Source organism: Pseudomonas sp. Fl4BN1 (assembly GCF_009908285.1).
In the GTDB taxonomy this organism is placed as follows: Bacteria; Pseudomonadota; Gammaproteobacteria; order Pseudomonadales; family Pseudomonadaceae; genus Aquipseudomonas.
In genome coordinates this window covers 1-25,522 of record NZ_JAAARM010000059.1, presented here as the reverse complement: position 1 = coordinate 25,522, position 25,522 = coordinate 1, and the positions used below count along the sequence as shown (strand labels likewise).

The following is a 25,522-nucleotide window of genomic DNA, read 5'->3' as shown; positions in this document are numbered from 1 at the left end:
CCCGCGGCCAAGTTCTGCATGCTGTAGTCGGACTGCGGATAGGCCAGGTCTGTCAGCTTCGTGGCGGCCTCAAGGCTGTTGCCCGGGCCATACCAGATCTCGGTCCGCTGGGTATCCTCTGCGCCAGCCGGGAAACCCCACTTCAAGCCAATGCCGAACAGCTCGCTTGAGGTGTTCAGGTACGCAACCGCCGACGGAATCCCTTCCTTGCCCTTGAGATTCGTCAGATCGGAGCTCTTCCAGATTGAGGATATCTCAAACGCACTCACCGCCCGCACCCGGGCCAGGTATGCGCCAGCGTAAATGCCTGTGACGTCTACGCTGGTCGAGCCTGTGCGCTGCAGCTTGACCCAATTGCCGCTGTCCTTGCGCCATTCCACGTCGTAGCCCACAGCGCCACTCACAGCAGGCCAAGAGATGTTCATGGTGCTGATCGCTATGCCCTGGTCCACCGCGGAGTTCGACGTCAGGGTGACGCTCGCCGGCGGCGGGACGACGGTGATCGGAATCACACTGATTGGGCGCTCTTCCAGTCGGGCGCCGGTATCGATGTGCGCAAACTTGCTCGGGTCGTATTGAACGGCTGATATCTCGAACACGCCGGGCTCCGGCCGGGCCACACTTGTGACGCGGTAGAGCGGGATCGCCAGGTCATCAGCATCCAACGCCCATACCAGCTCGCGCTCAGGCACTACGGAGTAAGCAGTAGTCACAGTGACCTGCCGACCACTGACCACCTGGATGGTGCGCCCTTCGCACTTACCGTCAGGCAGGTTCAGGATCAACCGGTCACCGGCCTTGGCCTGGGTATCACGGTCCAGGGTGATCACCTTGCCGCTCACAGCCGCGATACGCCCGCCTACAGGCCTGCCGGCCAGTAGCTCGTCAGCAACGGGAATGACGTAGCCAGGCAGCGGAATACGTCCGTCCAGGCCAACTTTGAACGTGATCGCTCGATCCCTGGAGTTGGTTAGCAGCGCCCACTTGCCGCGGCGCTGGGCCTCGGATTCGCGGGTGCAGCCGATCGCGCTGATCTCGAGCGGGTTGTCGCCATACCGGCGCTGCAGCTTCTGGTCGGTCACCGCAGTGACGTCGGTGTCATAGTTGTTCGCCGGGTTGTCGTAGCTGACAAGAGCCCGCGTGTACCGGGTGCGCTCCGATGCGCTGGAATAGGTGAACTTGCCATCGATCACGTTCGCTCGGGTGTAGGCAAAGTCAAAGTCGGTGTCACGCGGCATATCGGAAAGGGTAAAGACCTGCCCTTGGGCCCAATAGGTCATGCCACGGTAGATGGCGGAGATATCGCGCAGCAGCGTCCAGGCATCGGCCTTGCTCTGGAGGTTCAAGTTACAGATGAAACGCGGCTCCATTCCGCCCTTCCCGTCTGGCACCAATTGGTCGCAGTACTGGGAAATCCGATACAGCTCCCACTTGTCCACCTGCCACGGCTTGATCCGCCGGCCCAAGCCGAAGCGGTCGCTGACAGTGATGTCGTAGGTCATCCAGGTTGGGTTATCGGTCCAGGCCAATTTGAAGCTGCCATCCCAAATACCGGAGTAGGTCCTGGCCACAGGGTCGTAGTTGACCGGCACAAGGACCTTCTTCAGCTTGGTCTCCACGGTGACGGCTGGGATGCTACGAAACTGCTCGGCCGAGAATTCGATGTAGAGCAGCGCGGTATTCGGGTAGCGCAACTTTGCGTCAATGACCTCAGTGAAGCCAGCGATCTGCATGGTGTCAGCGATTTTGTTGTTGTTCTGGTTCGGGGTGATACGGGTCACCCTGAGCAGCCAGCCGCTGGTAGCTGCCGGCAGATTGATGCGCCGGGTACGCTCGTAGACACTGGTGGTCTTGCCGTCCACCGCCTCGTTCAGGACCTCCTGATAAGCCCCGCCATCGGTGGCCACCTCGACCTTGTAGGCAATCCGGTAACCGTTGATGTTGCCGACCGCATCAATGGACTGAAGCATCGGCCAAGCAAAGCGCAGGCGCACGGCCGATAGCTGGACGTTGTTGATTGCACGAACCCACGGGGTGCCGCTGCGCAACTCAGTACTGATGGTGGTCTCGTTTTCGACCGATGGGATGCCCTGGATGTAGGCCTGGTCCACTGCCCCGGTACGCCACTCCCACTTCACGTTTGGGAAGTTCATGTTGCCCTGTGGGTCTTGCAGCGGCGTGTTGTCGAGGTAGATGTCACGCGCAGTCGGCACGCCTTCAAACTCGCCCTCGCCCACTGCAATCAGCATTTTGGCTATTGCTACAGAGCGCAGACTATCCGGCGCCTCGATCGGTGCCTTGGGTTTCTTTTCGCCACCCTTGGCACCGTGGACTTCGATGTTTTGTACTGCGCCCATGCTTTCCTCCAGGCAATAAAAAACCGCCTCATGGGCGGCTGCGGTGCTGCGAGCAACGATTACATCTGGTCTTCTGCGTAGATGGCGGCGCTGATGATCGCCCCACCTACACGGCGCTTGCCGTAGCAGAGCGGGACCGGGTTGCCAGAAGCTGTGGTGTTCTTGGCGCTGCCGAAGGCGTAGCCGGGCGTGTTCTCCGGTGCTGCGCTGGTCTTGAGGCCGCCAGGTTGGGGACTGAGCATTTGGATCACGCCGCCAGCTACGAGGCCAATACCTGCGCCAATCAGCGGAGCGCCGAAAGGCGTGGCCGAGAAGATGACTCCGACCACGATCAGGATCGCCCCGACAATCGTCTGAAGAATGCCGCCGCGTTTACTGCCCACTACTACTGGCGCAATGCGGATGTCTCCGGCTCCGTTGTATGTCAGCTCCTTTTCGCCAATGTTGCGTTTGTCGCGAAAAATCGCGAACTCAAGCCCGCGTGACTTCGCATTCGACAGGAAGCGTTCAAAGCCAGGAATTTGCACGCACAATGCCTTGATGGCCTCGGCCGGCGACTTTACTGCGAGCCTGAATGACGTCCCGAACTGACGGAGCTGCCCATGCAGGCGGATGGTTGTCATCGGTTGGTAATTGAGCGCTGATGCTTGCATCGTTATCTCCAGGAAACAAAAAAACCGCCCGTAGGCGGCTTTATGATTTTCGACTTTCAGTTGTAGTCGACGTAGGGTCCGATGTAGAAACCGGCCATATCGCCACTGATGCGGTACAGACTTTCTTTTCCGGACTGCACCGTCGCTGCAATGGTCCGGATTGCAGCACCTGCGCACAAACCCGAACCGGCCAGGCCAGCGCCGAGATTTGATGAACCTGGTGACAGATAGAAGGTGGCCCGCTCGCCTGTGCCAATTTTCGCTGCCTTGCGACCATCGACATAAACGACGATATCGCAGCCGGAGCCGACAGCGCCGGAATCGCGCACGACCGTGATCGTCCCGCTATCGCCTGAAGGTCTGGACTGGAACGCGTAAACCTCGTCAGCCGGCACTGGCTTAGCATCTCGCATTGAAATCGCAGTTGAAGCGCACCCCGCCAGCACCGCCAGAACAGCCGTCCCTATCAAAACACGCATAAATTCCGCTCCTTGTGAGATCGGCAGACGATAGCATCTGGGGAGCTGGAAACGAAAAGGCCCAGCGTCGGGCTGGTATCGTTGTTGCTACTCATTTTGAGTGCATTGGCTTTGATCGTTCTGTAAACAAAACATCGATCACTTTCCCAGAAGCATCAAATCGCGCCGCAAGCGCTTCGCCTTTATAGCCCAACCCTAAAAAGCCAGACCGAACATAGACCCACGAGGCCAACTCGTTTCCGTCAGCCTCCTCAACAATAAGCATCGAAGGCCCGAAGCGATGCTCGAGCTCTTCGCGAGTGGTAACCCCTTTGATTATTTGATCGCGCTCCGCATAGGTAATAGGTCGCCCGACGGTGGTACAGGCGGATAAAAAACATGCGAAGGCAAACACAAGAAACTGACGCATCAACTGCTTCCCTAGTTGTTGAAGACATTAATCCATCATACCGGCAGCGCTTAACATCGCGACAGTTCCTGGCCAAGCATCCAGTGTGGATGGAATGCCAGTAGCTGGCCTTGCTGGCGCCGTAGTAGCGTTACGCCTCCCAACGAACTGCCCCAGTCCGTTGCCGGAAAGCCCAAGGACTGGGGCATCAAGACCTAGGAGGTCACCATGAGCAGTGAACCAAGTATCGAAGTTGCAACGACCCCAACTGAACTCGGGCTTTTCATGGCAATGAATGCCATCGCTCTAGCTCTCAAGGCTTCACCAAATTTTAATAACGAAGCTCTGAAAGTAATGGCAGAAAAGTTTATCCGCGAAGCCCCGTCCGTTGTGCGGGGCGCAGTAGCAAAAGAGGCGTATGAGCGTCCTCTCCGCGTCCTCGCAGATGACCAAGCTCAAGCCATCGACTGGCTCAAGCAGAACGGCGTCGCCTGATCGGATTCCCATAAATACTGAGCGAACCATCTGGCGTGAGCAGCCAACCGCTTACGCCAGCCTGCCAATTTGCGGATCGAGTCAAAGCGCTTGGACGACAAGCCTTCTCGTTTTTTTCCTTGGTACTCATTATTCCTCCTGCGGCCTGACCGCGTCATGTTGTTGGTTGTGCTTCTTTGTGCCTGAGGATCAGGCACATTCGGTCCCGCCAAGGGCCACCGTAGATGATGATTTCGCTCGGGCGCCCGTACAAGTGATGCAGCAGGAAAGGCCCTGGGCCGAAGGTGCCGGAATCCTCTTCAGGCAATTCCGGATCGCCCCCCAGGTATATCCCGGCGTGGTTCGGGTGTACAGTCCGGCCCACAGCCATAACGATCATGTCCCCGCGCTGAGGCTGGTCCACTCGATAGAAGCCGGCGGCCTCATAGGCCTGCTCGTAGAGGCTGGGCCCGTCGGCCTTCTCCCACCAGCCGTCCTCCCGCTTGAAAGCCTCGAACTCAAGCCCCCATTCCCGCCTGTACCAGTCCGCGCAGACCTGCCAGCAGTCCCAGGCACCGTGCACGAACGGGCGCCCCAGCAGCGGCGTGGAGCCTGATGGAGTCACCGTGCGCAGATCCCCCTCCGGCCAGCTCAGAATGTGCCAGGGCAAGGTCGTGGCCTCGCACATGGCCAAGTCCCGAGGTGACGGTCTGCTGGTGGCGTCTGGATGCGAATGAACAATGCCGATCACCTCGCCCAGGTCTTCCGCCGCGGCGTAGTCCTCCGGGTCAAGCCGGAACTCTTCGCTCGGCTCGGTCGAGATGTTGCGGCACGGGAAGTACTGCTGCTTGCGACCAATGGCCAGGACCAGGCCGCAGCACTCCTTCGGGTACTCAGCAGCCGCATGCGCCTGGATCGCGTTCAAGATGTGCTTGCGCATGATCAGCTCCTGGCAATCAGAGATACGGCAGGGAACCCGCCGTGAGAGAGTTCGTTGTTTTCGCCGAAACGTAACTTGCAGGACGACAAGCAACCTTTGCACTGATCCTTGGCCGGGTCGTCCGTGGGATTGTCTTCATCATCGAACATGGCCGCACCGGTGTAACCGCAATCAGGCCCGCGGTAGCCGTTGGTCATCGCCCAGTGACAAAACGTCGTCATCTGTCGGCCGGGCAGTCCATGGTTGTCGATCTCACCCGGAGAAGAGAGCTCCCAAACAACGGCTTCTCCGTCTTCGCTGGTTTTTTGGTCGATGTACCAGATCTCAAGCGCTTCCTGGGTTGGGTCGGCAGTTGGGTTTCCATCGGGGAAATTCGCCGCATCCAGGTACTGGGCCAGGGTCTCGCGGATCGTCAGCTTGAACTTCAGCAGGTCATCGAAGGCTAGACACAGCGCTGTGACTCGCCCGTTCACGTTGCCGGCGGCAAAGGTCGGCCTTGTGGCCGTGCCGTCGCTGCTGGAGCCTATACCCTCGATCTGCACCGGCCAGGCGGCGTACTCCGCACCCTGCCACCAAATCGACTTGGCAGGCAGGTCCTCTTCCAGTCCGGCGTAGGCCAGCAATTCTTCTGGCGTGTGCGGGATAGCGTGACCGTGAAAGCGCAGGTAATCGGCCCCGTACTCGGTACCGTCAATTTCGAACAGGCGAATTTCGCCGCCGGGCTCCAGTTTCTGGATGTCCGTGATCAGTGCCATGGGCAGTTATCTCAAGGGTGAAAGGTTTGTTCGAAGGTGGCGGTGATGGCGTAAGCGGAGCCGCCGCGGTGAACTGGCTTGTAGCCGTTGCACTTGTAGAGGCCAAGCTCGCCCAGAGGCGGCTCCCAGAGGAAGCCCTTCGCCCCCTTGTGTCGATCAAGAAACGCCATGATCTCCTTGATGCGGGGCTTCAACCCGGTAAAAGTCACCGGCCAGGACTGGGACCTGTTATTGATCCCGCCCTCAACCGACTGAGCGTATCCGTCGCCGAACTGCTTGGTCCGGACGCGCTGAGTGATTTCCCCTTCAGTGCCTTTTTCGGTTGCCCAGGTGAATGTTTCAAGTGCCATTATTTATCCTTTCGGGGCGAGCGGATTCAGGAGTAGCCTCACCTATTCACTTGTAGGAGCATCAGATGAAAATACAGATCCGATCTGTCAGCCATAACCCAGAGATTGAGGCGGAAGTGTTCGCAGTCCGCCTTCTTCTAGACGCAGATGACGGGCACGATGGAGTGTTTATGGGCGAGGTCACCGTGACTATTCCCTTTGACTCCAACCTGACCTTCTCTCAAATCGAACAGCAAGCCATTGCTGAAGCCAAGCGGGTTCTCTAGGAAGCGGGGCGCGGGTGTTATCCATTTTTTATCGCTGTTCGGATTCGCCCGCCCTGGCCAAGGTCCTTGCGCATCTTCTGCTCGTAGACTTGTTCGATCATTGTTCCGATGGTCTTGGCGAAGTCATTGGCGGCACCGCTCTGCGAATCAGTTGAAGCCTCAACCCCGCCGTCGCTCGCAATGTTCACTACGACGCTGATTTGAGCCCCCTGTGATCCGCCACCCATACCAGCAGACATCCCTCCCCCGGAAGTCAGTGGCGTAACACTGCCACCATTTGCGCCAGTCATCAGGAATGATCTGCCGCCCTCGCTGTAAAGCTCTGGCCCCAGTTCGTTCACCTCGTACAAGGAGTTCGGCGCAACAGGGCCACCGGCAGCCCGATATGCAGGGTCGCATGCAGCTGCTCGGCGGGAAGCCTCAGGATGGCGACCAGCGTCAGGCGCATCCGCAAGCCGCAGCAGCTCGCCAGCAGCCCCGGCAGCAGCAAGCAGCTCCGCAACAGAACCTGCAAGGTGCACCGCCGGACTTCGACAGCTTTGATGACGATATCCCCTTCGCGCCACTGCACCACTTGAATGGCGCCTGACGTGCGGAGATTGAAAGCGGGTGTCACACAACGACGCCGGCAGCCTTGGCTGGGCCTGCCGGCCAGCGGAATAGAAGAGGTAGGCCATGGCAGCCGATCAGGAGGAGCGAACGGCCAAGCTGGCCGAGAAACGGCAGGAGCTGGGCGAGCAGGAATTGCGGCACGCGGCAGATGCTCGACGAGCTGATGCGCAGGCATGAGATCGAGGAAGTCGGCGAGGCGGTGCAACTGCTGGTGCTGAATTGCCGGGCCGAAGATCTGCCGCCTGCGCCGCAGAAGATCAAAGGACCGTCCGGCATCATCCGCCACTACTTCCGCCAAGGGATGCGCGACAGGTTGTCGGCCATCACCGCCGCCCTCGGCGAATCAAAGGACCGAAACACGATCTGGCGACTGATCGCATATGCCCACTCGCTTGGCCCGGATGACTCCGTTCCACTATTCAAAATCAAGCGCCACGGATACGAGATAACAGAAAACGTGGCGCGCAAATTACGGCAAGCAGGCTTTGCCGAATCGCTCCAGATGAACGCCGACGACGACGGCGACGAACAACCCACCCTCCTCGCGACATCCTGAGGGCGATCTTTCCCTGGAAATGATCATTGCAGAGAGGGGAAAGGTAAGGTGCAAACTGAAATCTGAGCCCTCTATAGAACTGCAGAGTTGCTGTCCGGGTAAACTGCATCGCCGACGCTGCTCGCTCTGAATCAGAAAGGCACGGACGCGTATTTCCTTTTTCTGGATTTAAGCACCAGAACATCAATATCGAAGGATAGGGATATGAAGCACTTCTACAAAACGTTTCTACTACCTACGGGTATCGGTATTGCGGTGTTGTGTTCGATGAATGTCGAAGCGATAACGCGGGAAGAGATGCTCAAGCTCAGTGCCGCCTACCCGCCCGGTAGCATTGTTAGCTGTGAGACGCAGCTTGAGGGAAACGGGAAGAATTTATTGCCAACGCTCCTGAAAACTCGCGCACACATCAAAGAAAGAACGGGGAACCTGACCCGTACTGATGTGAGCGTAACGTTTATCCCGCAGGGATCAGCAACCACCACAATGACCGTGAATTACCAGTCGCGGGCAACCATGGAAGATGACGGTGAGTTAATTGATATTGACCCAGATAGCCTAACTGTCTCATTCAGCCCTGCAAATCCACTCAGCGAGTCCATTGTAGCGAATAAAATGCGCAGTACTCTCCCTCCTACTGGAAGCGATCTCAGGCTATATAAGACGGTAAAAATCACCGATTTCCCTTCCTTCATAATCACTCCCCAAGATCAGCCTCCCACCTACTGTTTTAAGGAAGAATAAGCTGTGCCACTTTGCATCATCGATGCCGTGTCAGACTTGGAATACGCTAGACCCTGGTCGATATGATGGAGTGGTCAGGCATTACTGAGCAGGGCGAGGCGATGACGCTGATGATTCATCACCTGCACGCCCTAGGCCCAGCAGGATCAGCTCGGTTTCTCTCGCCGCCGCGACACGAATACGTGATACCCGAAAACGTGTCGGCAAAATTGCAGCTCGCCTACAACCGCGAAGCCCTTCGCATCTGCTGCGACGAATAACCCACCCTACTCGCTGCATCCGGTAACCGGAGGGCGGCGCTTACCTGAGGAACACCGATGAAAGCCAAGACAATCTCCATCGAGGCTGACGGCCTCAAGATCAAAGGTACTGCTGAACGCATGGTTCAACTGCTCGCGGCGAGCGTGTTCGCGCAGGCTCTACCACCAGCCGCGAATGTTCAGCCGGTGGTGGTGTCGGCCGTTCCTGAGATCGGCCAGCCGTGGCCGGGCCAAGGCGGCATCAACGGCGGTTATATCGAAGCCCGCGGCGATGTCCCAGCCCACTACCTGATCTTCGGTGCCAAAGACCTGGGCGAGTTTGCGTGGGGCCGGTACCAGGAAAAGTCAGAAGCCACCAGCAAGTGGGACGGCAAGGCGAACACTGACGCTCTGATCGCTGCCGGAGGCCACCCTGCGGCCGAAGCGGCCCGGGCATATAGCGCTGACGGGCACAGCGATTTCGACCTGCCAGCGGCCACACAGCTCTATCAGGCCTGGGCCCATGATCTGATCACCGAGGGCTACTACTGGTCATCCTCGCAGCGCTCCGCCCACAACGCATTCACCGTGTACTTCGATGGTGGCCTTCAGCTCCTCAACGGCAAGTACTACGAGCTCCGCGTCCGCCCCGTCCGCAGATTGTTTATTTGATCCTTCAATAATTCGTTCTTGATCGGCCCGAGGCGCAGCAGCGCCTTTTTTGTTGCCTTCTGAAAGAGGAAAGACCATGTCCGCAACTGCTCAAGTAGCACCAGCACAACCTATCCCGGCCATCGGCCAAGCCTACGGCGGCGGTTTCGTCACCGGCATCACTCGCGACCCGGTCACCGGCAAGCGCTCTCTGCACATCACCGCCGGCGCAGCGCATGAACTGGTCGGCAAGTGGGGTGAGTACGGCGAGAAGATCGAGGGCGCCGACAGCTTCACTGACAGCCTGGCCAACACCCAGGCCATGGCGTCGGCCGGTAGTGATCTGGCGGCGAAGGTGCTGGCCCTGAACATTGATGGCTTCACCGACTGGGCGATCCCGGCGCGCGACGTACAGGAGCTGCAGTATCGCCACTTCAAGCCGACCACCGAAGAGAACTGGGCCGGGCGCCGCGATGGTGACAACCCGAACAGCGTCCCGATCGGCCAGCTCTACAGCGAGAAGTCTCCGCTGCAAACCACGCACACGGACTTCCAGGAAGGGGGTGCCGAAGCATTCCGCGACACCTGGTACTGGTCGAGTTCGCAGCGCTCCGCCCACCTCGCATTCAGCCTGGACTTCGATGATGGCAGTCAGTACGGCATCGTCAAGGACACCGAGCTCCGCGTCCGCCCCGTCCGCAGTGAATTTCTTGATTAATTCATTCCTTTAATCCGGCCGCCTGCGGCCGGTTGCTCTTGGAGAGCAAGCCTTATGGCAATGCACACGGAATTGCAGATCTACGCCGCGGCGATGGGCCTGCTGCACATGGCCACGAACCTGACCCGCAATATCCCCCGCGACCTGAAGCAGCAGCTTGGGAAGCGCGTTATCGATGAGTGCATCGATGTCTTGATGCTGATTGCCCGGGCGAACTCGACCCGGGAGCGGCGCCCCTACTTGGTCGACCTGGTCGAAAAGGTCCAGGTGATCGAGTTCCTGATGCGGCTCTTCAAGGAGAACCGCTTCATCAGCGTGAGCCAGCATGCAAAGGCTATCGAGGTGACCACCTCAATTGGCAAGCAGGCCAACGCCTGGAAACGCTCCACCCCAACCGCGCCCGCCACCTGAGAGCCAAGGCTTTCTGGTCTGTGCGAATTGAATCTGGTCGTGCCGCTGATCGAATGATCACCGCCATGCGCATCAGAGATACCGCCGGTCTAAAGCGTCCGCGTAGGTCTCGCGCAGTTTCCGGGCTGAGTATTCGGCCCGGCGACGTAGATAGCACGATAGGTCGCAGCGCTCCGCCAACAACGCATTCAACATGAACTTCGATGATGGCAATCAGAACAACAACGACAAGAACAACGAGCTCCGCGTCCGCCCCGTCCGCAGATTCAACCTTGGGGCCCTACCCCTTCAGCGATTTGGTCCAGGCTTACTACGACTGCCGGCGCTCCAAGCGCAACAGCGACAGCGCGCTGGCTTTCGAAATGGACCTGGAGCGGAACCTGACGGCGCTTCACGGCGACCTGGTGACCGGCCAATACCGGCCAGGCCGCTCTATCTGCTTCGTGGTCACCCGACCGAAAGCCCGGGAAGTCTGGGCTGCCGACTTCCGCGACCGCATAGTTCACCACCTGCTTTACAACCACATCGGTCCACGGATCGAGAGCAGCTTCATAGCGGACAGCTGCGCCTGTATCCCAGGGCGCGGCACGCTGTACGCCGCAAAGCGCCTTGAGTCGAAGATCCGCAGCGCCAGTGAAAACTGGTCGAAGCCCTGCTGGTATTTAAAGCTGGATTTGGCCAACTTCTTCGTTGCCATCGACAAGGAAGTGCTACGCCGGCAACTGGCCGCACGGATCACCGAACCCTGGTGGTTGGCCCTGGCCGAACAGATCCTGATGCACGACCCGCGAGAGAGCTACGAGGTGCGCAGTCCGGCCCACCTGTTCAACCGGGTACCGCAGCATAAGCGCCTCACCGCGCAGCCGGCTCACTTGGGGCTGCCGATCGGGAACCTGTCGTCGCAGTTCTTCGCCAACGTGTACCTGGATGCGCTGGACCAGTTCGCCAAGCACGCGCTGAGGGCCAAGCACTACATCCGCTACGTCGACGACTTCGTGTTCCTGCATGAGTCGCCACAGCAACTCAACCAGTGGCTAGCACAGGTGGAAGCGTTCCTGCCCAGCCTGGGCGCCCGGCTCAACCCGAGCAAGACCATCCTGCAGCCAGTTGATCGCGGCGTGGACTTCGTCGGGCATGTGATCAAGCCCTGGCGCCGAACCACTCGCAAGCGGTCACTGGCCCATGCCCTGAAGCGCACCGCCGCCGCACCGCTCGAGGATCTGCGCGAGACCGCCAACAGCTACTTTGGGTTGCTCGGGCAGGCCAGCCATAGCGAGAAGGACCGGGCAGCAATCGCCCGCGTCGTGCTGAAGCGCGGCAACAGCGTCAACGCGGCGCTGACCAAGACCTACCACCATGAGTCCAGCCGATCTGGTGGCCTATCTGATTGGATGGAACGAGCTGGTCCTGAAATGGCTAGACCGCGATGACCGGGATGAGTCGGTTGACTATCCAGAGGTCGGCTTCAAGTGGAACCAACTTGGCCTGCTGGCGCAGAAGTTCTACGCAGATTACAGCGCACTCGGGTGGCATGAACTGCTCACCCGCCTGGCAGACGCGAAGACAAAGCTTGCAGCGACGATAGCGACAAGATCAGAAGAAGAACTCTATGGCGCCGCTTGGTACGGAAAATGGACCAAAGGGCGGATGATCCAGTTCAATACCTCATCTCCTTACGCCAATGCCCGAACCCGCCTTCGCGCGTGGCTGAAGACACAAGCCTGAAACGTGGACACCTACCTACCCAGCCACACTTGATCAACTTTGCACTACCCATCTAGCACCGCCGGGTTGATTAAGCTTTGCCGAGCCTGTTCTTTCTCGCGCTCTTCACGCTCTGCCAGGGCGCGGGCCTGCTTGTCGCCAGCTTGACGAGCGCTCCAGCGCGCTTGCCACTCGGCATCCTTCAGCGCATTGCCGTGGCCGTATGCACTGAACAGCGCCCAGGCTCCAGCGCCTGGGCATTCATGCCCGCACCTTCACGACCAGGCTGGGCAGAGCCACGCCGTCGGCCTACCCGGTAAGGCCGCCCGGGATGATTGACCAGGCTCAGGGCGGCGCATCCAATCGGAAAAGATCACTGGCGCTTTCCAGCAAAGGCGGCACAAAAAATTGTACGTTATTTTTTTCTTGTACAATAATTCGCAAGACTTCTTTTCACAAAATGGTCTGCGGATTTAAAGCTACGAAGCCCTTGGATCTTTACACGCTCCTCAACTGGATTGCGCTTGATGAATATGACTCGCCGGCTATACCTCGTCCTGGGCGACCAATTATCTTTCGACCTCGCCTCATTGCAGGGGCTTGATAAAGAGAGCGATACGGTGCTCATGGCCGAGGTGATGGAAGAAGCCAGCCATGTTCCACATCATCCGCAAAAAATAACCCTCATTTTCAGTGCTATGCGCCACTTCGCAGAAGCGTTGCGACAGCGCGGGATCCGAGTTCAATACGTCACCTTGGATGATCCGCAAAATAGCGGATCGATACCGGATGAGCTACGCCGCTGGCAAGCGTTGATACATCCAGACCAAGTGCACCTGACCGAGTGTGGCGACTGGCGTCTTGAGCAATCAATCAAGAACTGTGGCTTAGCGATCCAGTGGCATCCCGATACTCGCTTTCTCTGCAAACGCAGCGAGTTTTCTGACTGGGCAAAAGGCAAAAAACAGCTGCGCATGGAGTTCTTTTACAGAGAGATGCGCCGCAAGAGTGGGTTACTGCTCAATGGCGACGGCAGCCCGGTCGGCGGCGCCTGGAACTTTGATGCAGAAAATCGCAAGGCCTTGCCCAAGGGGGTCAGGCCCCCTTCGCCAGCCCGTTTCAAGCCAGATGCAATCACTCAGGAGGTGCTTGCGTTGGTGGCCACACACTTCAGCAACCACTATGGCGCTCTCGACACATTCGACTACCCGGTAACCCATGCCGAAGCTCAGGCCCTGTGGGAATACTTCATCGACTGGGGCCTGGCAGCCTTTGGTGACTATCAAGACGCGATGGCCAGCGACGAGCCCTTTCTGTTTCATGCCCGTATAAGCGCTGCGCTCAATATTGGCCTACTGGATATTCGCCAGCTTTGCAGCGATGTTGAGTCAGCATACTGGTCGGGCAGCATTGCACTTAATGCTGCCGAGGGTTTTATTCGCCAACTGATCGGCTGGCGGGAATATGTCCGTGGCGTCTACTGGCTGAAGATGCCTGACTATGCCAATGGCAATATGTTCGGCAACACCAGGTCGCTTCCAGAGTTCTACTGGACAGGCGAAACGAAGATGAATTGCATGCGCCAAGCCATCAGCCAAAGCATCGAGCACGCCTACGCTCACCATATCCAACGGCTGATGGTGACCGGTAATTTCGCCCTGCTCGCTGGCATCCTACCGAGCCAAATATGCGAGTGGTATCTGGCGATCTACATGGACGCCTTCGACTGGGTGGAACTGCCCAATACACTGGGCATGGTCATGCACGCCGATGGCGGCTATCTAGGCTCCAAGCCTTACTGTGCGAGTGGCCAGTACATCAAGCGGATGTCTGACTATTGCCGTGACTGCGCTTACAAGGTGAGCGAAAGCACCACTGACGACGCTTGTCCTTTCAACTCGCTCTATTGGCACTTCCTGATGCGTCACGGCGACCGTCTGCGCGGCAATCAACGCATGAGCTTGGTTTATAAAAATCTCGACCGCATGCCTGAATCAAAACAGCAGGCGCTTTGGCAACGTGGCCAGTCATTGCTCACCAAATTAGATGCAGGTGAGTCATTTTGAAAAAGAGTGAGCTTCCGGTCAAAACCTGCGCCACCTGCGGCCTCCCCTTCACCTGGCGGAAGAAATGGACTCGCTGCTGGGGCGAAGTACGCTACTGCTCGGAACGTTGCCGACATAATAAATCGATTGAACGCTGATCTATAAAAAAGGCCCTCATAGGGCCTTTTCGTATTCCAATCAAAGCACTTGGTCAGCCAGGGCTCAACGGGGCCAGATTGTGAATCTTCACTTGGCGGACATTCGAGAGTATCTGCAGTCACTGCTGCTCGGTGATCGACAAGGTAGACCGCAATAATTGCCGCGTTGGCATCACTGATGGCTAAAGCCTGAACCGCCAGGAACTGCCCATCCTGTGAGTCGAGTTCAAGATAAACATCGTCCCCGTAGATCGATCGGTACGTCGCCTGGAGGTAGGCGAGGATTTTGCCGTAAGTCGGCGCAGTGATACCGGCTGGCCTTGGCGATATCGCTGTGCAGATCGGCAAGAGTCTTGTTGATGCCCTAGTTCATCGGTAAAACATGGCGCAGGCGGGGGGCGTTACTCATCTGCTAAACCTCACGCCACGACTTGTTGCGTTCAAACCCTTGGAGAAAACGATGCAATCACTACCAGTCTCTCCGTCCATCGTTGGTGAGTCACTTGAGCTGCGCCCCCTGCAAGCTACGGATTTCGAATCACTGTACAGCGTCGCATCCGACCCATTGATCTGGGCTCAGCACCAGAGCAAAACGCGCTACCAAGAGCCAGTATTTCGCGAATGGTTTAACGAAGCACTTACATCAAAGAGTGCACTGATCGTTATCGAACGCGACAGCGGCAAAGTAGTAGGTAGCTCTCGCTACTACGAATACAGCGAGGAAAGGCGTGAGGTTGCTATCGGGTACACATTTTTATCTCGCGAGAAATGGGGAGGCAACGCTAATAGGGAGCTAAAGCGCCTGATGTTAAAGCACGCATTTCAGTGGGTCGATACCGTTTGGTTCCACGTCGCGGGTCAAAACATTCGCTCACAGCGAGCAATGGAAAAGATTGGCGGGGAGCTCTCACACAAATTAATAAAACCGCTAACTGAAGGCTCGCAAGAGAACTACTTTTACAAAGTTGAGCGCGCAACATTCGAGGACCGGCATTCGATTATTAACTCATGACCCTGTCCAATCTCACGCCACGATTTGGCATACGCTGAAAACGTGGCGCGGATTACTTATTCCGTCGCTCAACACTGCCGAGCGCTTTGTCACAGCGTTGACAGTGCTCGCAGTCCGCCGTCGCGGGCCTTCCCGCTCAAGCAGCACCTGCTCGAACAAGGTCACCTCGTAACGCAGCGTTTCATCGTTGCGAAAAATCTCGAACAGCATACGTCTATCGCTCTCCCAGCACTCAAGCCCAAGGCCGTCATGGCCTTTTATGACGCTTGAAGCACAGTAAAACTTGTACTCGATTCCGTGCACGCACACGCGGCACCTCCACTGATTGAAGGCTCAACGATACCTCGCCCCGAAATCCATTAGATCATCAGGGTTCGTCGTTCCGCTTTCAGCAAAGGCCGGAGCCCTCGGTTCACTCGCCCGATCAAAATAATAATAATTACTATTACGGGTTTTCCATTTTGGTTCGGAAGTACTAGTGAAGACCTTCACTACTCTGCGAATCGCAAGGAACCCAGTATGTCGGAACGCTGCAAGCCACTGCGCGCCTGCCCATCACCACGGCAGGTCTCAGCCTATTTTGAATTCAATCGAACGTTCACCGCCGCACACATCGCACTGCTACTGAGCCTGAGCGGCGCGTCCATGACCGTGGCTGCAGCGCCACCCGCCGAACTGGCTGAACAGCAAGAAGAACATCGAAAGAGTACTGGCAGCGGCAGCCTGGAGTTATCCGAAACAATGGTCGAAGGCCGCATGGATGCCCCTGGAGAACTGCCGCCGGCCTACGCCGGTGGCCAGGTTGCCTCAGGCGGACGCGTCGGGCTGCTGGGTAACAAGGACTTCATGGAGACGCCTTTCAGCACCATCAGCTACACCGAAAAGTTCATCGAGGATACTCAGGCCCAGAACATCACCGACGTGATCGCCAAGACCGATCCCGCGGTATTCAGCAACGGGCTGAAAGGCACCTTCAGCGAGAATTACTCAATCCGCGGTTTCGCCTCCAGCATCAGCGACGTGGCTGTCGGCGGCCTGTACGGCGTAGCCCCCTTCTATCGGATCTCACCCGAAATGTACGAGCGCATAGAAGTGCTCAAGGGGCCATCGGCCTTGCTCAACGGCATGCCGCCGGGCGGCTCGGTTGGCGGCAGTATCAACCTGGTGCCCAAGCGCGCAGGTGCCGAATCGCTGACACGAGTGACCACAAACTACATGTCTGATGCACAGTTTGGCGGGCACCTCGACGTTGGCCGACGCTTTGGCGAAGAGCAGCAATTGGGCGTACGTTTCAACAGCGTCTACCGGGATGGCGACACGGCGACCGATCACCAGCAGATGAAAGCCCAGCTCAACTCCCTCGGCCTGGACTGGCGTGGCGAGCGCGCGCGCTTGTCCGCCGATCTCTACCAGAGCGAAGACCGAGTCAAAGGCCAGAACCGCGGCATCAGTCTGGCTCCGGGCGTCCCCGTCCCCAAGCCACCTAAATCCGACACCCTGCTCAACCCGAGCTGGGGCTACGTCGATACCAAGGATAAGGGGGCGATCGTACGCGGCGAATACGACCTTAGCGACAACGTCATGGCTTACGCTGCGGCGGGCACCAGCAAGACCGACTATGCCTACAACGGCGTCATGTCCGCCCAGGTACTGAATACTGCCGGCGACCTGCAGAGCACCATGGGCCAGTTGAAGATCGACTTGGAGAAAACCTCGGGCGAAACCGGCTTGAAGGGCAAGCTGGACACCTTCGGCATTGGCCACCAATGGTCGATCAACGCCACGCACTATTCCGACAAGGAAAAGGACTACGGCCGTCGATCCGTCCCCGGCGCCAACTGGCTCACCAATATCTACCATCCCGTGTGGGGCCCAGAGGCCGCAGAGAGCTGGCCAGCAGTGCTGCACACCGAAACGCGCCTGACCAGCTACGGCCTAGCCGACACCTTGTCGTTTTTCGAGGACCGGCTGCAACTCACCCTGGGCGTTCGTCGCCAGCAAGTACTGACCGACTCCTTCAGTGTCACCACGGGGCGACGCAGCTCCCGCTATGACGAAAGCGCCACAACCCCCGCCGCGGCGGTGCTGGTCAAGGTGACTGACGACGTATCGCTGTATGCCAACTACATCGAAGGGCTGAGCAAGGGCGTCAGTGCACCATTGACAGCGGCAAACGCCGGCGATGTGTTCGCGCCCTACAAGTCCAAGCAGAAAGAGGTCGGGGTCAAGGTCGATCTTGGCGACTTCTCCCATACCCTGAGCCTGTATCAGATCGAGCGTCCCAGCAGCTACACGGACCCGGTCACGAATGTGTTCTCCTTTGGCGGCGAACAGCGCAACCGTGGCGTTGAGTGGAGCTTCTTCGGCTCGCCAATGACCGACGTGCGTCTCATGGGCGGCATCGCCCGTCTCGACCCCAAACTCACCAAGACCGCAGGGGGCGTCAATGAAGGCAAGACAGCCACCGGGCAACCGAAGCTGCAAGGCAAGGTCGGGGTCGAATGGGACACGCCGGTCGTGCAAGGCTTGACCCTGACCGCCAATGCGACTGCCGTGTCGAAGCAGTACATCAGCGCCGACAACTCGCTATCGCTGCCGGGTTACACCATCTATGACATGGGCGCGCGCTACACAACCCAGGTCGCTTCCCAGCCACTGACCTTGCGCGGCACGGTGAACAACGTGACCAACAAGGCTTACTGGGGGATGCCATTGCTGACCAGTCTGGGGTTGGGAGCACCGCGTACTGTGCAGCTTTCAGCTACTGTAGATTTCTAGCCTGAAGAGAGTTCCTCCTACACCTCTCGGTCGCAGGGACGAGGATCGATTCTTGCCAGTTGTACGTGGCAGAAATCGATTCTGCGAGAGGATCAAGGCAGATGAGCAGCCATGCAACGCCGCACTGGCCAAGACTGTCTGCTGGGCCTTTCCATTTCCCTACCAGCGACCTAGTGCGGAGAAGGCGCGCCCTGAAAAGCGGTGTAGGGCAAGAATAACGTGTCGGCAACAACGCTGAATGGCAGATCAATCACTGCCAGCGGCACCAGCGCCAAAAGGGCACCGGCACTTTCGTCCGATGCCGCTTTGATCAGCTCGATATCAGTGAAACTTCCACAATAGGGATGCGCCCCACAACCGGGGCGATCCCCGAAGGTTTCAGCAAAAGTCGAACAACCACCCAGTAGTATAACCATCGCCGCCGCTATCAAGACCCGCATGTCGCTCCCTCTTTGGGTTTGGCGGGACTGTAGCATTGGGGACCAGTGCAAAAAAACCGGCGCATAGGCTGGGATCTTCCGATCCTGATCAACCTTGCGCCAGCACCGGCGAAGGAATCCACCCGCTACAACGCTATGTCACGGCCAGAAGCAGTCGTGAGAAAAAGTGCTCGCGACAATTTGAAAGGTTTGTCGTGACGGGTGTTGAGAGGCTATCGCCCCGGCACAAACTGCCCGGGATCGGGAAATCGCCACCGTTCTCATGGATGATGATCCCGAGCATCACCCGGCTCAGGGCCGCATGGCTCCTGATATCGATCACTTCATTCGGCTTCACGCCCAGCCGCTGGATTACCGCGAACATCCTGATTATTCCTAGTTCCAGCACGCCCCTATTAATAGGGACAAGAATAAATCCCAATTCGAAACTATATATATAGCAAAAATAAGCTTGCTATAGTCCTAGTAGTCAGCGCGCAGCAACAGTCAATCAAATTCAATGTAACAAAGGACTGACCCTGCCGGCATGGATGCTTGTTTCTGCTGTCGCACTTCCTCTGCTACACCTATGGCGATTGCTGCAGCGGACCTCAAAAAACCATGGCATCACGAAAACAAACAGAATATTAAGCGACATTGACTGGCGTGCCATACGACTGAAATGTCGCCTAATAGTAGTTAAGGGGCAACATGAAACAAGGCCACACATTTGTTTCATACGTTTACAACAGCCTCTGATTAGCACCTGCTAAACAACAAGCAATACATCCACCACCAAAGGGTGGAGCCCGAAGCATTTCAATTTGACATCTTTTACCGTAACAGGAGACGACTATGAGACAGGTCCAGAAAATCACCGTTAACAACAAAGGCGGCTACGTATTCAATTTCTCGGTCCAATGGCTGGGCAGCGACGGCCGCTGGGTGACCTCCGAGTGGAATAGCGGCAACTTCCCTGTGGCAACTTCGCGGACGACTCCTGACCTGAACACCATCGGTGTCCCGGCCAATGCGCTGGCGGTGACGGTCTACGGGCACGCGGTGGCTGGGACTTCCGGCCAGGGAACGCCGTTTCTCGCCTTCGCCGCAAACGGTCAGATCGCTACATATGACGCAGTCGGGACTACGTTCATTGGCTTTGCAATCAACTTGATCGAGTAGATCGAGTAGATCGAGTAGATCGAGTAGATCGAGTAGATCGAGTAGATCGAGTAGATCGAGTAGATCGAAAGCTTCTCCCGATGATGCCTGGCGTCAACTTTCCAATGAACCATCGTTGGGGGGGTTGGCGTCAGTGCACATCACTCAAAGACCGTCTATTTTAAGTTGCAAGAACTTATCTGGAAACCTCAATGAGAAAAGTCGAGCGAATTGGCTGCCTTAACAACGGCATCTTTGTCATGAACTTTTCGATTCAATGGTTTGATTCGAAGGGAAGCTGGCGCACTTCCGCCTGGAATAGCGGCAACTTCAACAACGGCCTGTACAAGGTGAGCCCTGCACTTTCATCGATCGGGGTCCCGGCGGATGCAATTGGGGTAGCGCCTTACGTTTCCGCAGTTCTGGGAAACAGTAACCAAGGAACCCCCTTAGTTCAGTCGGCGAATAACGGCAAGCTGGCGGCCTATGAAGTCACGGGGACGACCTTGCACTTCACAGTCCAACCTCTGCCGTGGAGGAACTGGGCTCAGAACATCGTCCATACAATGACGATCGATGGTGAATATTACTTCTCGCCGACGAACCTTGTTGAACTTCAAGGCATCGTCAGTCAAGCGCCCAAGGCTGGCGCAACAGTGCGTGTTTCCGGCCAGCGGCATGCACAACCGGCACTGGTCGCCGAAGACCATCGCATCGCCCCGAACCCTAACCGCTGGCTCATCGATCTCTCCTGTTACAAGGACTTGGGTTCCGGCGGCAATCAGTCCATCGTGTTGCACCCCTCCGGAACCAAGGTCACGGTGAATACCGGCGTGCGCGAGGACGAACTGGATGCGTTCCTGACCACCCATGACTTGATGCTCAAGACCGTGACCGCCGGCGGTTTCTTCAGCCTTGGCGGGATGACCGCGGTTGACGTGCATGGTGCGACCATCAACGCGCCGATCTTCGCGGAAACGGTCTCGGCGTTCAGCATCATGGGGGCGGATGGCCAGGTGAAGACCATCGACAGAGAGACGCCTACAGTGGATGGTTGGTCGCCTTTACAGTTCGCACGGGTCTCTCTCGGTGCCCTGGGGGTCGTCACCTCGGTCACCGTGGAGGTGATGCCACGCCCCTGGGCCACGACGTTGAAGTCAGGCAAGGACGCAAAGATCACTTGTAACGATGAGCAAACGTTCATCGCTCGGTTCAAGACGCAACTCGCGAACCATGATCGCGTTGAGTCCTTCGTCAACCCGTACACCAACGACTTTCTGATCTTGTGGTGGGACGTGGTCTCGTCCCCAGCGACGAACATTCCAAACTTGAGGAGCAACGTGCCGAGTGCGTGCGCCCTGGCGGAAGAGAATGTCTTCGGCGCACCCTATCTGATACCGATGGAGCCGATTCTCGAGCCGCCCCTCATTGCGGCTCAGTATGCGGGAGTCAAAACCGCGGCCAGCGCGATCATTGATGCCGGATACCTCACGATCGAAACGCTCTTCGATCAGGCCGCGGCGGTCTACTCCGACTTGTGGCTGACCAAGGCTTCGCGCGTGATCTTCATGTCTTACTTTATCGAACTCCCGGTTCTCGATGACGCAGGGCTCGGCAAGGCCTGGCAGGGCCTTGACGCGGTAATGGCGCGCCTCAAGAGCTCCAGCGACTTCCTGCTGGTTGCTCCGATGGAGTTCCGCTTCGTCCGTGGCGGCGACAGCGCATTGGCTGGGACGTACACCGAAACCCCCAATGCGACCTTCGTCAATCTGGACCTTATCGGCTACGTACCGGCCGTCGCGGCGTCTGAGTACCCCAATCGCTTACTGCGTTTCTTCGCCGACATCGAGCGGGCCTGGGTGGCCTTGGGAGGCATGCCGCACACCGGCAAGATGTTCGGCTTCTACGACCCGAGTCGACCGGCTGGAACGTTTTCGCCACCGTTCAACCCGGCGTTCATCAAGGATCTGGCGCAGCGTCGCAGTGCAAGAACCCAAGCCTTCGAGTCCTACCGTAGAACCTGCGATCCGCAGGGCGTTTTCCACAACAGTTTCGTAGCGGCACTGCTGGGCGAGACAACTCGATAGAACATCCCTGCCTGGGCGACACGCACAGGGTGTGTATTGGAAAGATCATGGCGTTCGAGTCTCTAAACCCTCGCCAAACCTCAACGAGAAAGCCCTGATGAGTCGGGGCTTTCTTGTGTCTGGGATTTGATAGCGATCGCGCATTATCCAGAGCGTTTTCGCATTTTTCCACCTTGTGCCTGAGTCGAAAGCTGATCGCCTCAAATCGCGCAGCGCCCACGCCTCAATCACTGTTTGCACACCAGCTTTTTGCCGCCCCACCTCAAGCGCACCTGCACCGCGTCGATAACCTGAGGATCTGAAGGAGAACCCCCATCGTGTTAATCACCTCTGCAACCCATCCCCAGGCAACAGTCCCTGAGCCCTCTAGCGCCATCAGGATCGAGACGGCTGAAACCCCAGTCGCTGCCGATCAAGGCGAACCAGGCAGCGGTATCAAAGTCACGCTGTCCCCTGAAGGAACAGCCAAAGCTTCAGCAGAAAAAGATAAAAACGCGGATATTGATGCCAGCAATCTGCCGGATGGCATAAAGAAAATCCTCAAAGTCATCCGCGAGATACAGGAAAAAATCCAAAAGAAAATGGAAGAACTGGACGCGATCAGGAACGATCAATCGCTGAGCGACAAAGACCGTGACGCAAAGACGCAAGGCATCATGGGCGAGTTGGGAGTCCTGACCAGCCAACTGTCCTCCAGCACCAATAACCTGCACCGGGCAGAGAACGAAATGAAGCTGTCCACGGCGCAGAAGAAGCTCTCCAGTTACCTTTCAGCCCCTAAGAACTGAGGCCCTGGGAGCAATGGCCGCCCTTTCCCATCAGACAATGGATGTGCAACCGGCCCCGGCAACTTGATTGCCCCTTGACTGGCTCCCTGACCGACAGGACTGAAAGCCACCTGCGGAGCGCTCGCGAGATTGCTCCAGGCAAAAGAAAACCGGCGATTGCTCGCCGGTTTTTTTTCTGCTGATCTTCAGGCGGGCAACGTCACGAAGAATCGCAACCCTGCCCGCCCACGAATCAATGCGCCGCGTTCAGGGTCAGGCGCATCTGGCGGTTCACATCCTTGTACAGCAGGTAGCGGAAGCGACCCGGGCCACCGGAGTAGCAAGCCTGCGGGCAGAAGGCGCGCAGCCACATGAAGTCACCGGCCTCGACCTCGACCCAGTCCTGGTTCAGGCGGTACACCGCCTTGCCTTCCAGCACATAGAGGCCGTGTTCCATGACGTGGGTTTCGGCAAAGGGAATCACGCCGCCTGGCTCGAAGTTGACGATGTTGACGTGCATGTCATGGCGCATGTCGCTCATGTCGACGAAGCGCGTGGTGCTCCAGCGACCCTCGGTGTTGGGCATCACCCGCGGCTCGATATCCTGCTCGTTGGTGACGAAGGCGTCCGGGTATGGCACGCCGTCGACTTTCTGGTAGTGCTTGCGGATCCAATGGAAACGCGCCTCGGTGCCACTGGTGTTACGCAGCTTCCAGTCGGCGGCCGGCGGAATGAACGCGTAGCCACCCGGCTTGAGGACGTGGACCTGGCCTTGCAGGGTCAGGTTCAGTTCGCCTTCGACGACGAACAGTACCGCTTCGGCGTTCGGGTCCTGTTCGGGTTTGTCGCTGCCACCATTGGCGCCGACTTCAACGATGTACTGCGAGAAGGTTTCGGCGAAACCGGACAGCGGGCGGGCCAGGACCCACATGCGCATATTGTCCCAGTGCGGCAAGTGGCTAGTGACGATGTCACGCATCACGCCCTTGGGAATCACCGCGTAGGCTTCGGTGAACATCGCGCGGTCGGTGAGCATCTCGGTCTGGGCCGGGTGCCCGCCGTGCGGCGCGTAATAAGTGGTTTTCGACATGCAGACTCTCCTCATTGTTGTTTTGTTGCCCGGCGTGGAAACGGCACCAGGGTGAACAAAGCGGCAGGTCGACGCGCCGTGGCTCAGGTGCGGACCGCTGATGACGACAACGATATCCAGCCGCGCATTCATGCACAAATTAAATGTTGGAATCCGCATTATTCACTTATCGAATGCCAGACCTCTTCAGCCCCTGGTCTCCTGTGCCAGCACCTGTGACAGCACTTGCGCCAACGCCTTGACCATAGGGTCTGCCTGCGGACGATGCAGCAGCGCCACTTCGAAGGCATCCACAGACGGCAGCACGGTATTTTTCGGCAACACCCGATGATCCGCGGTCACGGCCCGCAGCGGTAGAAGGCCGATGCCCATGCCGTCGGCAATCGCCGATTGCAGGCTGCTGAGGCTGGAGCTGGTGAAGCTGATGTGCCAGCGCCGGCCGATGGACTCCAGGGCGTTGATCATCTCGTCGCGGTACACGCCTCTTGGCGGAAAGGTCACGATGGGCAACGGATCGAGGTCGATGCAGGGGTTCTTTGCACTGTCCACCCAGCAGGTTTTTTCCGGCCAGCAGAGCAGCGCTTCGCGGCTGTTCTGGCGCTGCTTGAGCAACACCAGATCGAGCTCGCCACGATCATAGCTGGCGCTCAGGTCGCGGCTCATGCCGCTGCTGACCTCCAGCTTGACCTGGGGGTAACGCCGGTTGAAGGCCGCCAGTTGCGCGGTGGTACGCCCAGCGGCGAAGTCGTCCGGGACGCCAATACGCACGGTCAGGGCGACCATGGCGCCAGACAGGGCCTCGGCCATTTCATCGTTCAGCGCCAGCAGGCGCCGGGCGTAGCCCAACAGTGTTTCGCCGGCATCGGTGGGCAGCACATCGCGGTTGCCGCGCTCCAGCAAGCGGTGCCCGGCCATGTCTTCGAGGCGGCGGATCTTCTGGCTGATGGTCGACTGGGTCGAGTGCAGGCGGCTCGCGGCAGTGGTGAAACTGCCGCAATCAGCCACCGTGACAATCGCCCGCAACAGGTCGAGGTCGAACAAGCGATTATTGGATTTTTCACTGTCGCTCATGAGGTTATCTATTTTCTGAATGCGTATGCGCTTTCTACCGGTTCTTGCCCTGGGTGACAAACACCCCTTGCCGGGCCACCGCCTGCCGTGCTCAAAAGCCCGAATGGAATCCGTTCTTTCGAAAAACGGAGCAGGTCCACCGCACACTCATTCTCTAGATTCGACGACTCCGAGCTGACTCGATAGCTGCACCTGCGTGCACACTCTGGACTGTAGTAGGCGGTGCTGACGGATAACCACCAGCTCCTCCCGGTCGAACCGTCGACTCAGCCCTTGTTCTTGTTTTTCGCCCCACCCTGGCGGGCCTTGAAGCGTGGATTGGATTTGCAGATCACGTAGATCCGCCCACGACGCTTGACGATCTGACAGTCGCGGTGACGGTTTTTGGCTTCTTTGAGGGACGACAAGACTTTCATGGGGGATTACTCCTGGAAGGGATCTGACAATGTAATAACATATCATAATCACCAATAGGAATAATTATCAACTGCAGGCCAATGCGGCCTGACTCCTTGTCCTGAGGGCGGCATAGTCGTCTTGAAACTAAAGGTCGTCGAAAAGCAGTCGCTACCTTTAATTCAACCTCCCACTGAAGGATGCAGTGCCATGGAAATCAATAATCGCCCTTTGCCCCCAC

Annotated in this window: 31 protein-coding genes and 1 pseudogene; 17 read left to right on the top strand and 15 right to left on the bottom strand. The window is 57.8% G+C overall.

Annotated features, from left to right (window positions below; translation table 11 throughout):
- The 4 genes from GV818_RS32660 to GV818_RS32645 all read right to left on the bottom strand — a co-directional run.
- A partial coding sequence (locus GV818_RS32660; RefSeq protein WP_161778621.1) for a host specificity protein J occupies positions 1 to 2,357 on the bottom strand: 2,357 nt, incomplete at its 3' end.
- Between the two features lie 59 nt (positions 2,358 to 2,416).
- Positions 2,417 to 3,010, bottom strand: coding sequence for a tail assembly protein (locus GV818_RS32655; RefSeq protein ID WP_161778620.1), 594 nt, complete (start codon positions 3,008 to 3,010; stop codon positions 2,417 to 2,419).
- 56 nt (positions 3,011 to 3,066) lie between these two features.
- Positions 3,067 to 3,489, bottom strand: a complete 423-nt coding sequence (locus GV818_RS32650; protein ID WP_161778619.1) for a hypothetical protein — start codon at positions 3,487 to 3,489, stop codon at positions 3,067 to 3,069.
- A 91-nt stretch (positions 3,490 to 3,580) separates the two neighbouring features.
- Entirely contained in the window at positions 3,581 to 3,898 is a 318-nt protein-coding gene (locus tag GV818_RS32645) for a hypothetical protein (protein WP_161778618.1), read from the bottom strand.
- Positions 3,899 to 4,105: 207 nt separating this feature from the next.
- Here GV818_RS32645 and GV818_RS32640 point away from each other — a divergent pair, with 207 nt between their 5' ends.
- Complete coding sequence (locus GV818_RS32640; protein ID WP_161778617.1) at positions 4,106 to 4,372, top strand: hypothetical protein; 267 nt, start codon at positions 4,106 to 4,108, stop codon at positions 4,370 to 4,372.
- A 154-nt stretch (positions 4,373 to 4,526) separates the two neighbouring features.
- On the opposite strand, the gene GV818_RS32635 is transcribed toward GV818_RS32640, so the two are convergent.
- From GV818_RS32635 to GV818_RS32625, 3 genes are read right to left on the bottom strand one after another with little or no spacing between them, the layout of a single operon-like run.
- On the bottom strand, positions 4,527 to 5,291 hold the full coding sequence (locus GV818_RS32635) for a C40 family peptidase (RefSeq protein WP_161778616.1): 765 nt from the start codon (positions 5,289 to 5,291) through the stop codon (positions 4,527 to 4,529).
- 2 nt (positions 5,292 to 5,293) lie between these two features.
- Positions 5,294 to 6,046 (bottom strand): phage minor tail protein L, encoded by a 753-nt coding sequence (locus GV818_RS32630; protein WP_161778615.1) that lies wholly within the window; start codon positions 6,044 to 6,046, stop codon positions 5,294 to 5,296.
- 11 nt (positions 6,047 to 6,057) lie between these two features.
- Entirely contained in the window at positions 6,058 to 6,396 is a 339-nt protein-coding gene (locus GV818_RS32625) for a phage tail protein (protein WP_161778614.1), read from the bottom strand.
- 65 nt (positions 6,397 to 6,461) lie between these two features.
- On the opposite strand from GV818_RS32625, the gene GV818_RS32620 reads away from it, so the two are divergent.
- Positions 6,462 to 6,662 carry a hypothetical protein gene (locus tag GV818_RS32620; protein ID WP_161778613.1) on the top strand — a complete coding sequence of 67 codons (201 nt, stop codon included), beginning with the start codon at positions 6,462 to 6,464 and terminating at the stop codon, positions 6,660 to 6,662.
- Positions 6,663 to 6,679: 17 nt separating this feature from the next.
- Here GV818_RS32620 and GV818_RS34200 read toward each other — a convergent pair whose 3' ends face one another.
- Entirely contained in the window at positions 6,680 to 6,901 is a 222-nt protein-coding gene (locus GV818_RS34200) for a hypothetical protein (RefSeq protein WP_178125232.1), read from the bottom strand.
- Between the two features lie 143 nt (positions 6,902 to 7,044).
- Here GV818_RS34200 and GV818_RS32615 point away from each other — a divergent pair.
- From GV818_RS32615 to GV818_RS32580, 8 genes and pseudogenes are all read left to right on the top strand, one after another.
- A pseudogene (locus GV818_RS32615) lies at positions 7,045 to 7,251 on the top strand (single-stranded DNA-binding protein); the annotation flags it as partial.
- Between the two features lie 171 nt (positions 7,252 to 7,422).
- Complete coding sequence (locus tag GV818_RS32610) at positions 7,423 to 7,830, top strand: hypothetical protein (protein WP_256679585.1); 408 nt, start codon at positions 7,423 to 7,425, stop codon at positions 7,828 to 7,830.
- Positions 7,831 to 8,034: 204 nt separating this feature from the next.
- Positions 8,035 to 8,574: a hypothetical protein gene (locus tag GV818_RS32605; protein WP_161778612.1), complete on the top strand. Its 540-nt coding sequence runs from the start codon at positions 8,035 to 8,037 to the stop codon at positions 8,572 to 8,574.
- A 317-nt stretch (positions 8,575 to 8,891) separates the two neighbouring features.
- The gene (locus tag GV818_RS32600; protein ID WP_161778611.1) at positions 8,892 to 9,485 is read left to right on the top strand and encodes a DUF1566 domain-containing protein; all 594 of its coding nucleotides are present in this window, start codon (positions 8,892 to 8,894) and stop codon (positions 9,483 to 9,485) included.
- 76 nt (positions 9,486 to 9,561) lie between these two features.
- The gene (locus GV818_RS32595) at positions 9,562 to 10,182 is read left to right on the top strand and encodes a DUF1566 domain-containing protein (RefSeq protein WP_161778610.1); all 621 of its coding nucleotides are present in this window, start codon (positions 9,562 to 9,564) and stop codon (positions 10,180 to 10,182) included.
- A gap of 54 nt (positions 10,183 to 10,236) precedes the next feature.
- Positions 10,237 to 10,593 (top strand): four helix bundle protein, encoded by a 357-nt coding sequence (locus tag GV818_RS32590; RefSeq protein ID WP_161778609.1) that lies wholly within the window; start codon positions 10,237 to 10,239, stop codon positions 10,591 to 10,593.
- 272 nt (positions 10,594 to 10,865) lie between these two features.
- Positions 10,866 to 12,023, top strand: a complete 1,158-nt coding sequence (locus GV818_RS32585) for an RNA-directed DNA polymerase (RefSeq protein WP_161778608.1) — start codon at positions 10,866 to 10,868, stop codon at positions 12,021 to 12,023.
- Positions 11,950 to 12,318 (top strand): ClbS/DfsB family four-helix bundle protein, encoded by a 369-nt coding sequence (locus GV818_RS32580; protein WP_161778607.1) that lies wholly within the window; start codon positions 11,950 to 11,952, stop codon positions 12,316 to 12,318. The genes GV818_RS32585 and GV818_RS32580 overlap by 74 nt, the downstream gene beginning before the upstream one ends.
- A gap of 44 nt (positions 12,319 to 12,362) precedes the next feature.
- On the opposite strand, the gene GV818_RS32575 is transcribed toward GV818_RS32580, so the two are convergent.
- Positions 12,363 to 12,533, bottom strand: a complete 171-nt coding sequence (locus GV818_RS32575; RefSeq protein WP_161778622.1) for a DUF2514 family protein — start codon at positions 12,531 to 12,533, stop codon at positions 12,363 to 12,365.
- Between the two features lie 291 nt (positions 12,534 to 12,824).
- Here GV818_RS32575 and GV818_RS32570 point away from each other — a divergent pair, with 291 nt between their 5' ends.
- The 3 genes from GV818_RS32570 (at position 12,825) to GV818_RS32560 (ending at position 15,512) form a co-directional block, all read left to right on the top strand.
- Positions 12,825 to 14,363, top strand: a complete 1,539-nt coding sequence (locus GV818_RS32570) for a cryptochrome/photolyase family protein (protein WP_161778606.1) — start codon at positions 12,825 to 12,827, stop codon at positions 14,361 to 14,363.
- Positions 14,360 to 14,500: a DUF2256 domain-containing protein gene (locus GV818_RS32565; RefSeq protein WP_161757882.1), complete on the top strand. Its 141-nt coding sequence runs from the start codon at positions 14,360 to 14,362 to the stop codon at positions 14,498 to 14,500. The genes GV818_RS32570 and GV818_RS32565 overlap by 4 nt, the downstream gene beginning before the upstream one ends.
- Before the next feature lie 460 nt (positions 14,501 to 14,960).
- Positions 14,961 to 15,512, top strand: coding sequence for a GNAT family N-acetyltransferase (locus GV818_RS32560; RefSeq protein ID WP_161778605.1), 552 nt, complete (start codon positions 14,961 to 14,963; stop codon positions 15,510 to 15,512).
- Positions 15,513 to 15,524: 12 nt separating this feature from the next.
- On the opposite strand, the gene GV818_RS32555 is transcribed toward GV818_RS32560, so the two are convergent.
- Positions 15,525 to 15,722 (bottom strand): hypothetical protein, encoded by a 198-nt coding sequence (locus GV818_RS32555; RefSeq protein ID WP_178125233.1) that lies wholly within the window; start codon positions 15,720 to 15,722, stop codon positions 15,525 to 15,527.
- Positions 15,723 to 16,031: 309 nt separating this feature from the next.
- Between GV818_RS32555 and GV818_RS32550 the strand changes: the two genes are divergently transcribed.
- Entirely contained in the window at positions 16,032 to 18,290 is a 2,259-nt protein-coding gene (locus GV818_RS32550; protein WP_161778603.1) for a TonB-dependent receptor, read from the top strand.
- A 170-nt stretch (positions 18,291 to 18,460) separates the two neighbouring features.
- On the opposite strand, the gene GV818_RS32545 is transcribed toward GV818_RS32550, so the two are convergent.
- Both GV818_RS32545 and GV818_RS32540 read right to left on the bottom strand, forming a co-directional pair.
- On the bottom strand, positions 18,461 to 18,730 hold the full coding sequence (locus tag GV818_RS32545; protein WP_161778602.1) for a YceK/YidQ family lipoprotein: 270 nt from the start codon (positions 18,728 to 18,730) through the stop codon (positions 18,461 to 18,463).
- A 133-nt stretch (positions 18,731 to 18,863) separates the two neighbouring features.
- Positions 18,864 to 19,094 (bottom strand): hypothetical protein, encoded by a 231-nt coding sequence (locus GV818_RS32540; RefSeq protein ID WP_161778601.1) that lies wholly within the window; start codon positions 19,092 to 19,094, stop codon positions 18,864 to 18,866.
- A 470-nt stretch (positions 19,095 to 19,564) separates the two neighbouring features.
- On the opposite strand from GV818_RS32540, the gene GV818_RS32535 reads away from it, so the two are divergent.
- From GV818_RS32535 to GV818_RS32525, 3 genes are all read left to right on the top strand, one after another.
- A complete protein-coding gene (locus tag GV818_RS32535) occupies positions 19,565 to 19,891 on the top strand; it encodes a hypothetical protein (protein ID WP_161757888.1) in 327 nt (108 codons plus the stop codon).
- Between the two features lie 191 nt (positions 19,892 to 20,082).
- Positions 20,083 to 21,957 (top strand): D-arabinono-1,4-lactone oxidase, encoded by a 1,875-nt coding sequence (locus GV818_RS32530; RefSeq protein ID WP_161778600.1) that lies wholly within the window; start codon positions 20,083 to 20,085, stop codon positions 21,955 to 21,957.
- Positions 21,958 to 22,274: 317 nt separating this feature from the next.
- Positions 22,275 to 22,745, top strand: a complete 471-nt coding sequence (locus GV818_RS32525; RefSeq protein WP_161757890.1) for a hypothetical protein — start codon at positions 22,275 to 22,277, stop codon at positions 22,743 to 22,745.
- 232 nt (positions 22,746 to 22,977) lie between these two features.
- Here the strand turns inward: GV818_RS32525 and GV818_RS32520 are convergent, their stop codons facing one another.
- The 3 genes from GV818_RS32520 to ykgO form a co-directional block, all read right to left on the bottom strand.
- On the bottom strand, positions 22,978 to 23,814 hold the full coding sequence (locus GV818_RS32520; protein WP_161778599.1) for a bifunctional allantoicase/(S)-ureidoglycine aminohydrolase: 837 nt from the start codon (positions 23,812 to 23,814) through the stop codon (positions 22,978 to 22,980).
- Positions 23,815 to 24,000: 186 nt separating this feature from the next.
- Positions 24,001 to 24,885 carry a LysR family transcriptional regulator gene (locus GV818_RS32515; RefSeq protein ID WP_161757892.1) on the bottom strand — a complete coding sequence of 295 codons (885 nt, stop codon included), beginning with the start codon at positions 24,883 to 24,885 and terminating at the stop codon, positions 24,001 to 24,003.
- 266 nt (positions 24,886 to 25,151) lie between these two features.
- The gene (gene ykgO / locus GV818_RS32510) at positions 25,152 to 25,301 is read right to left on the bottom strand and encodes a type B 50S ribosomal protein L36 (protein ID WP_020297337.1); all 150 of its coding nucleotides are present in this window, start codon (positions 25,299 to 25,301) and stop codon (positions 25,152 to 25,154) included.
- Positions 25,302 to 25,522: the final 221 nt, after the last annotated feature.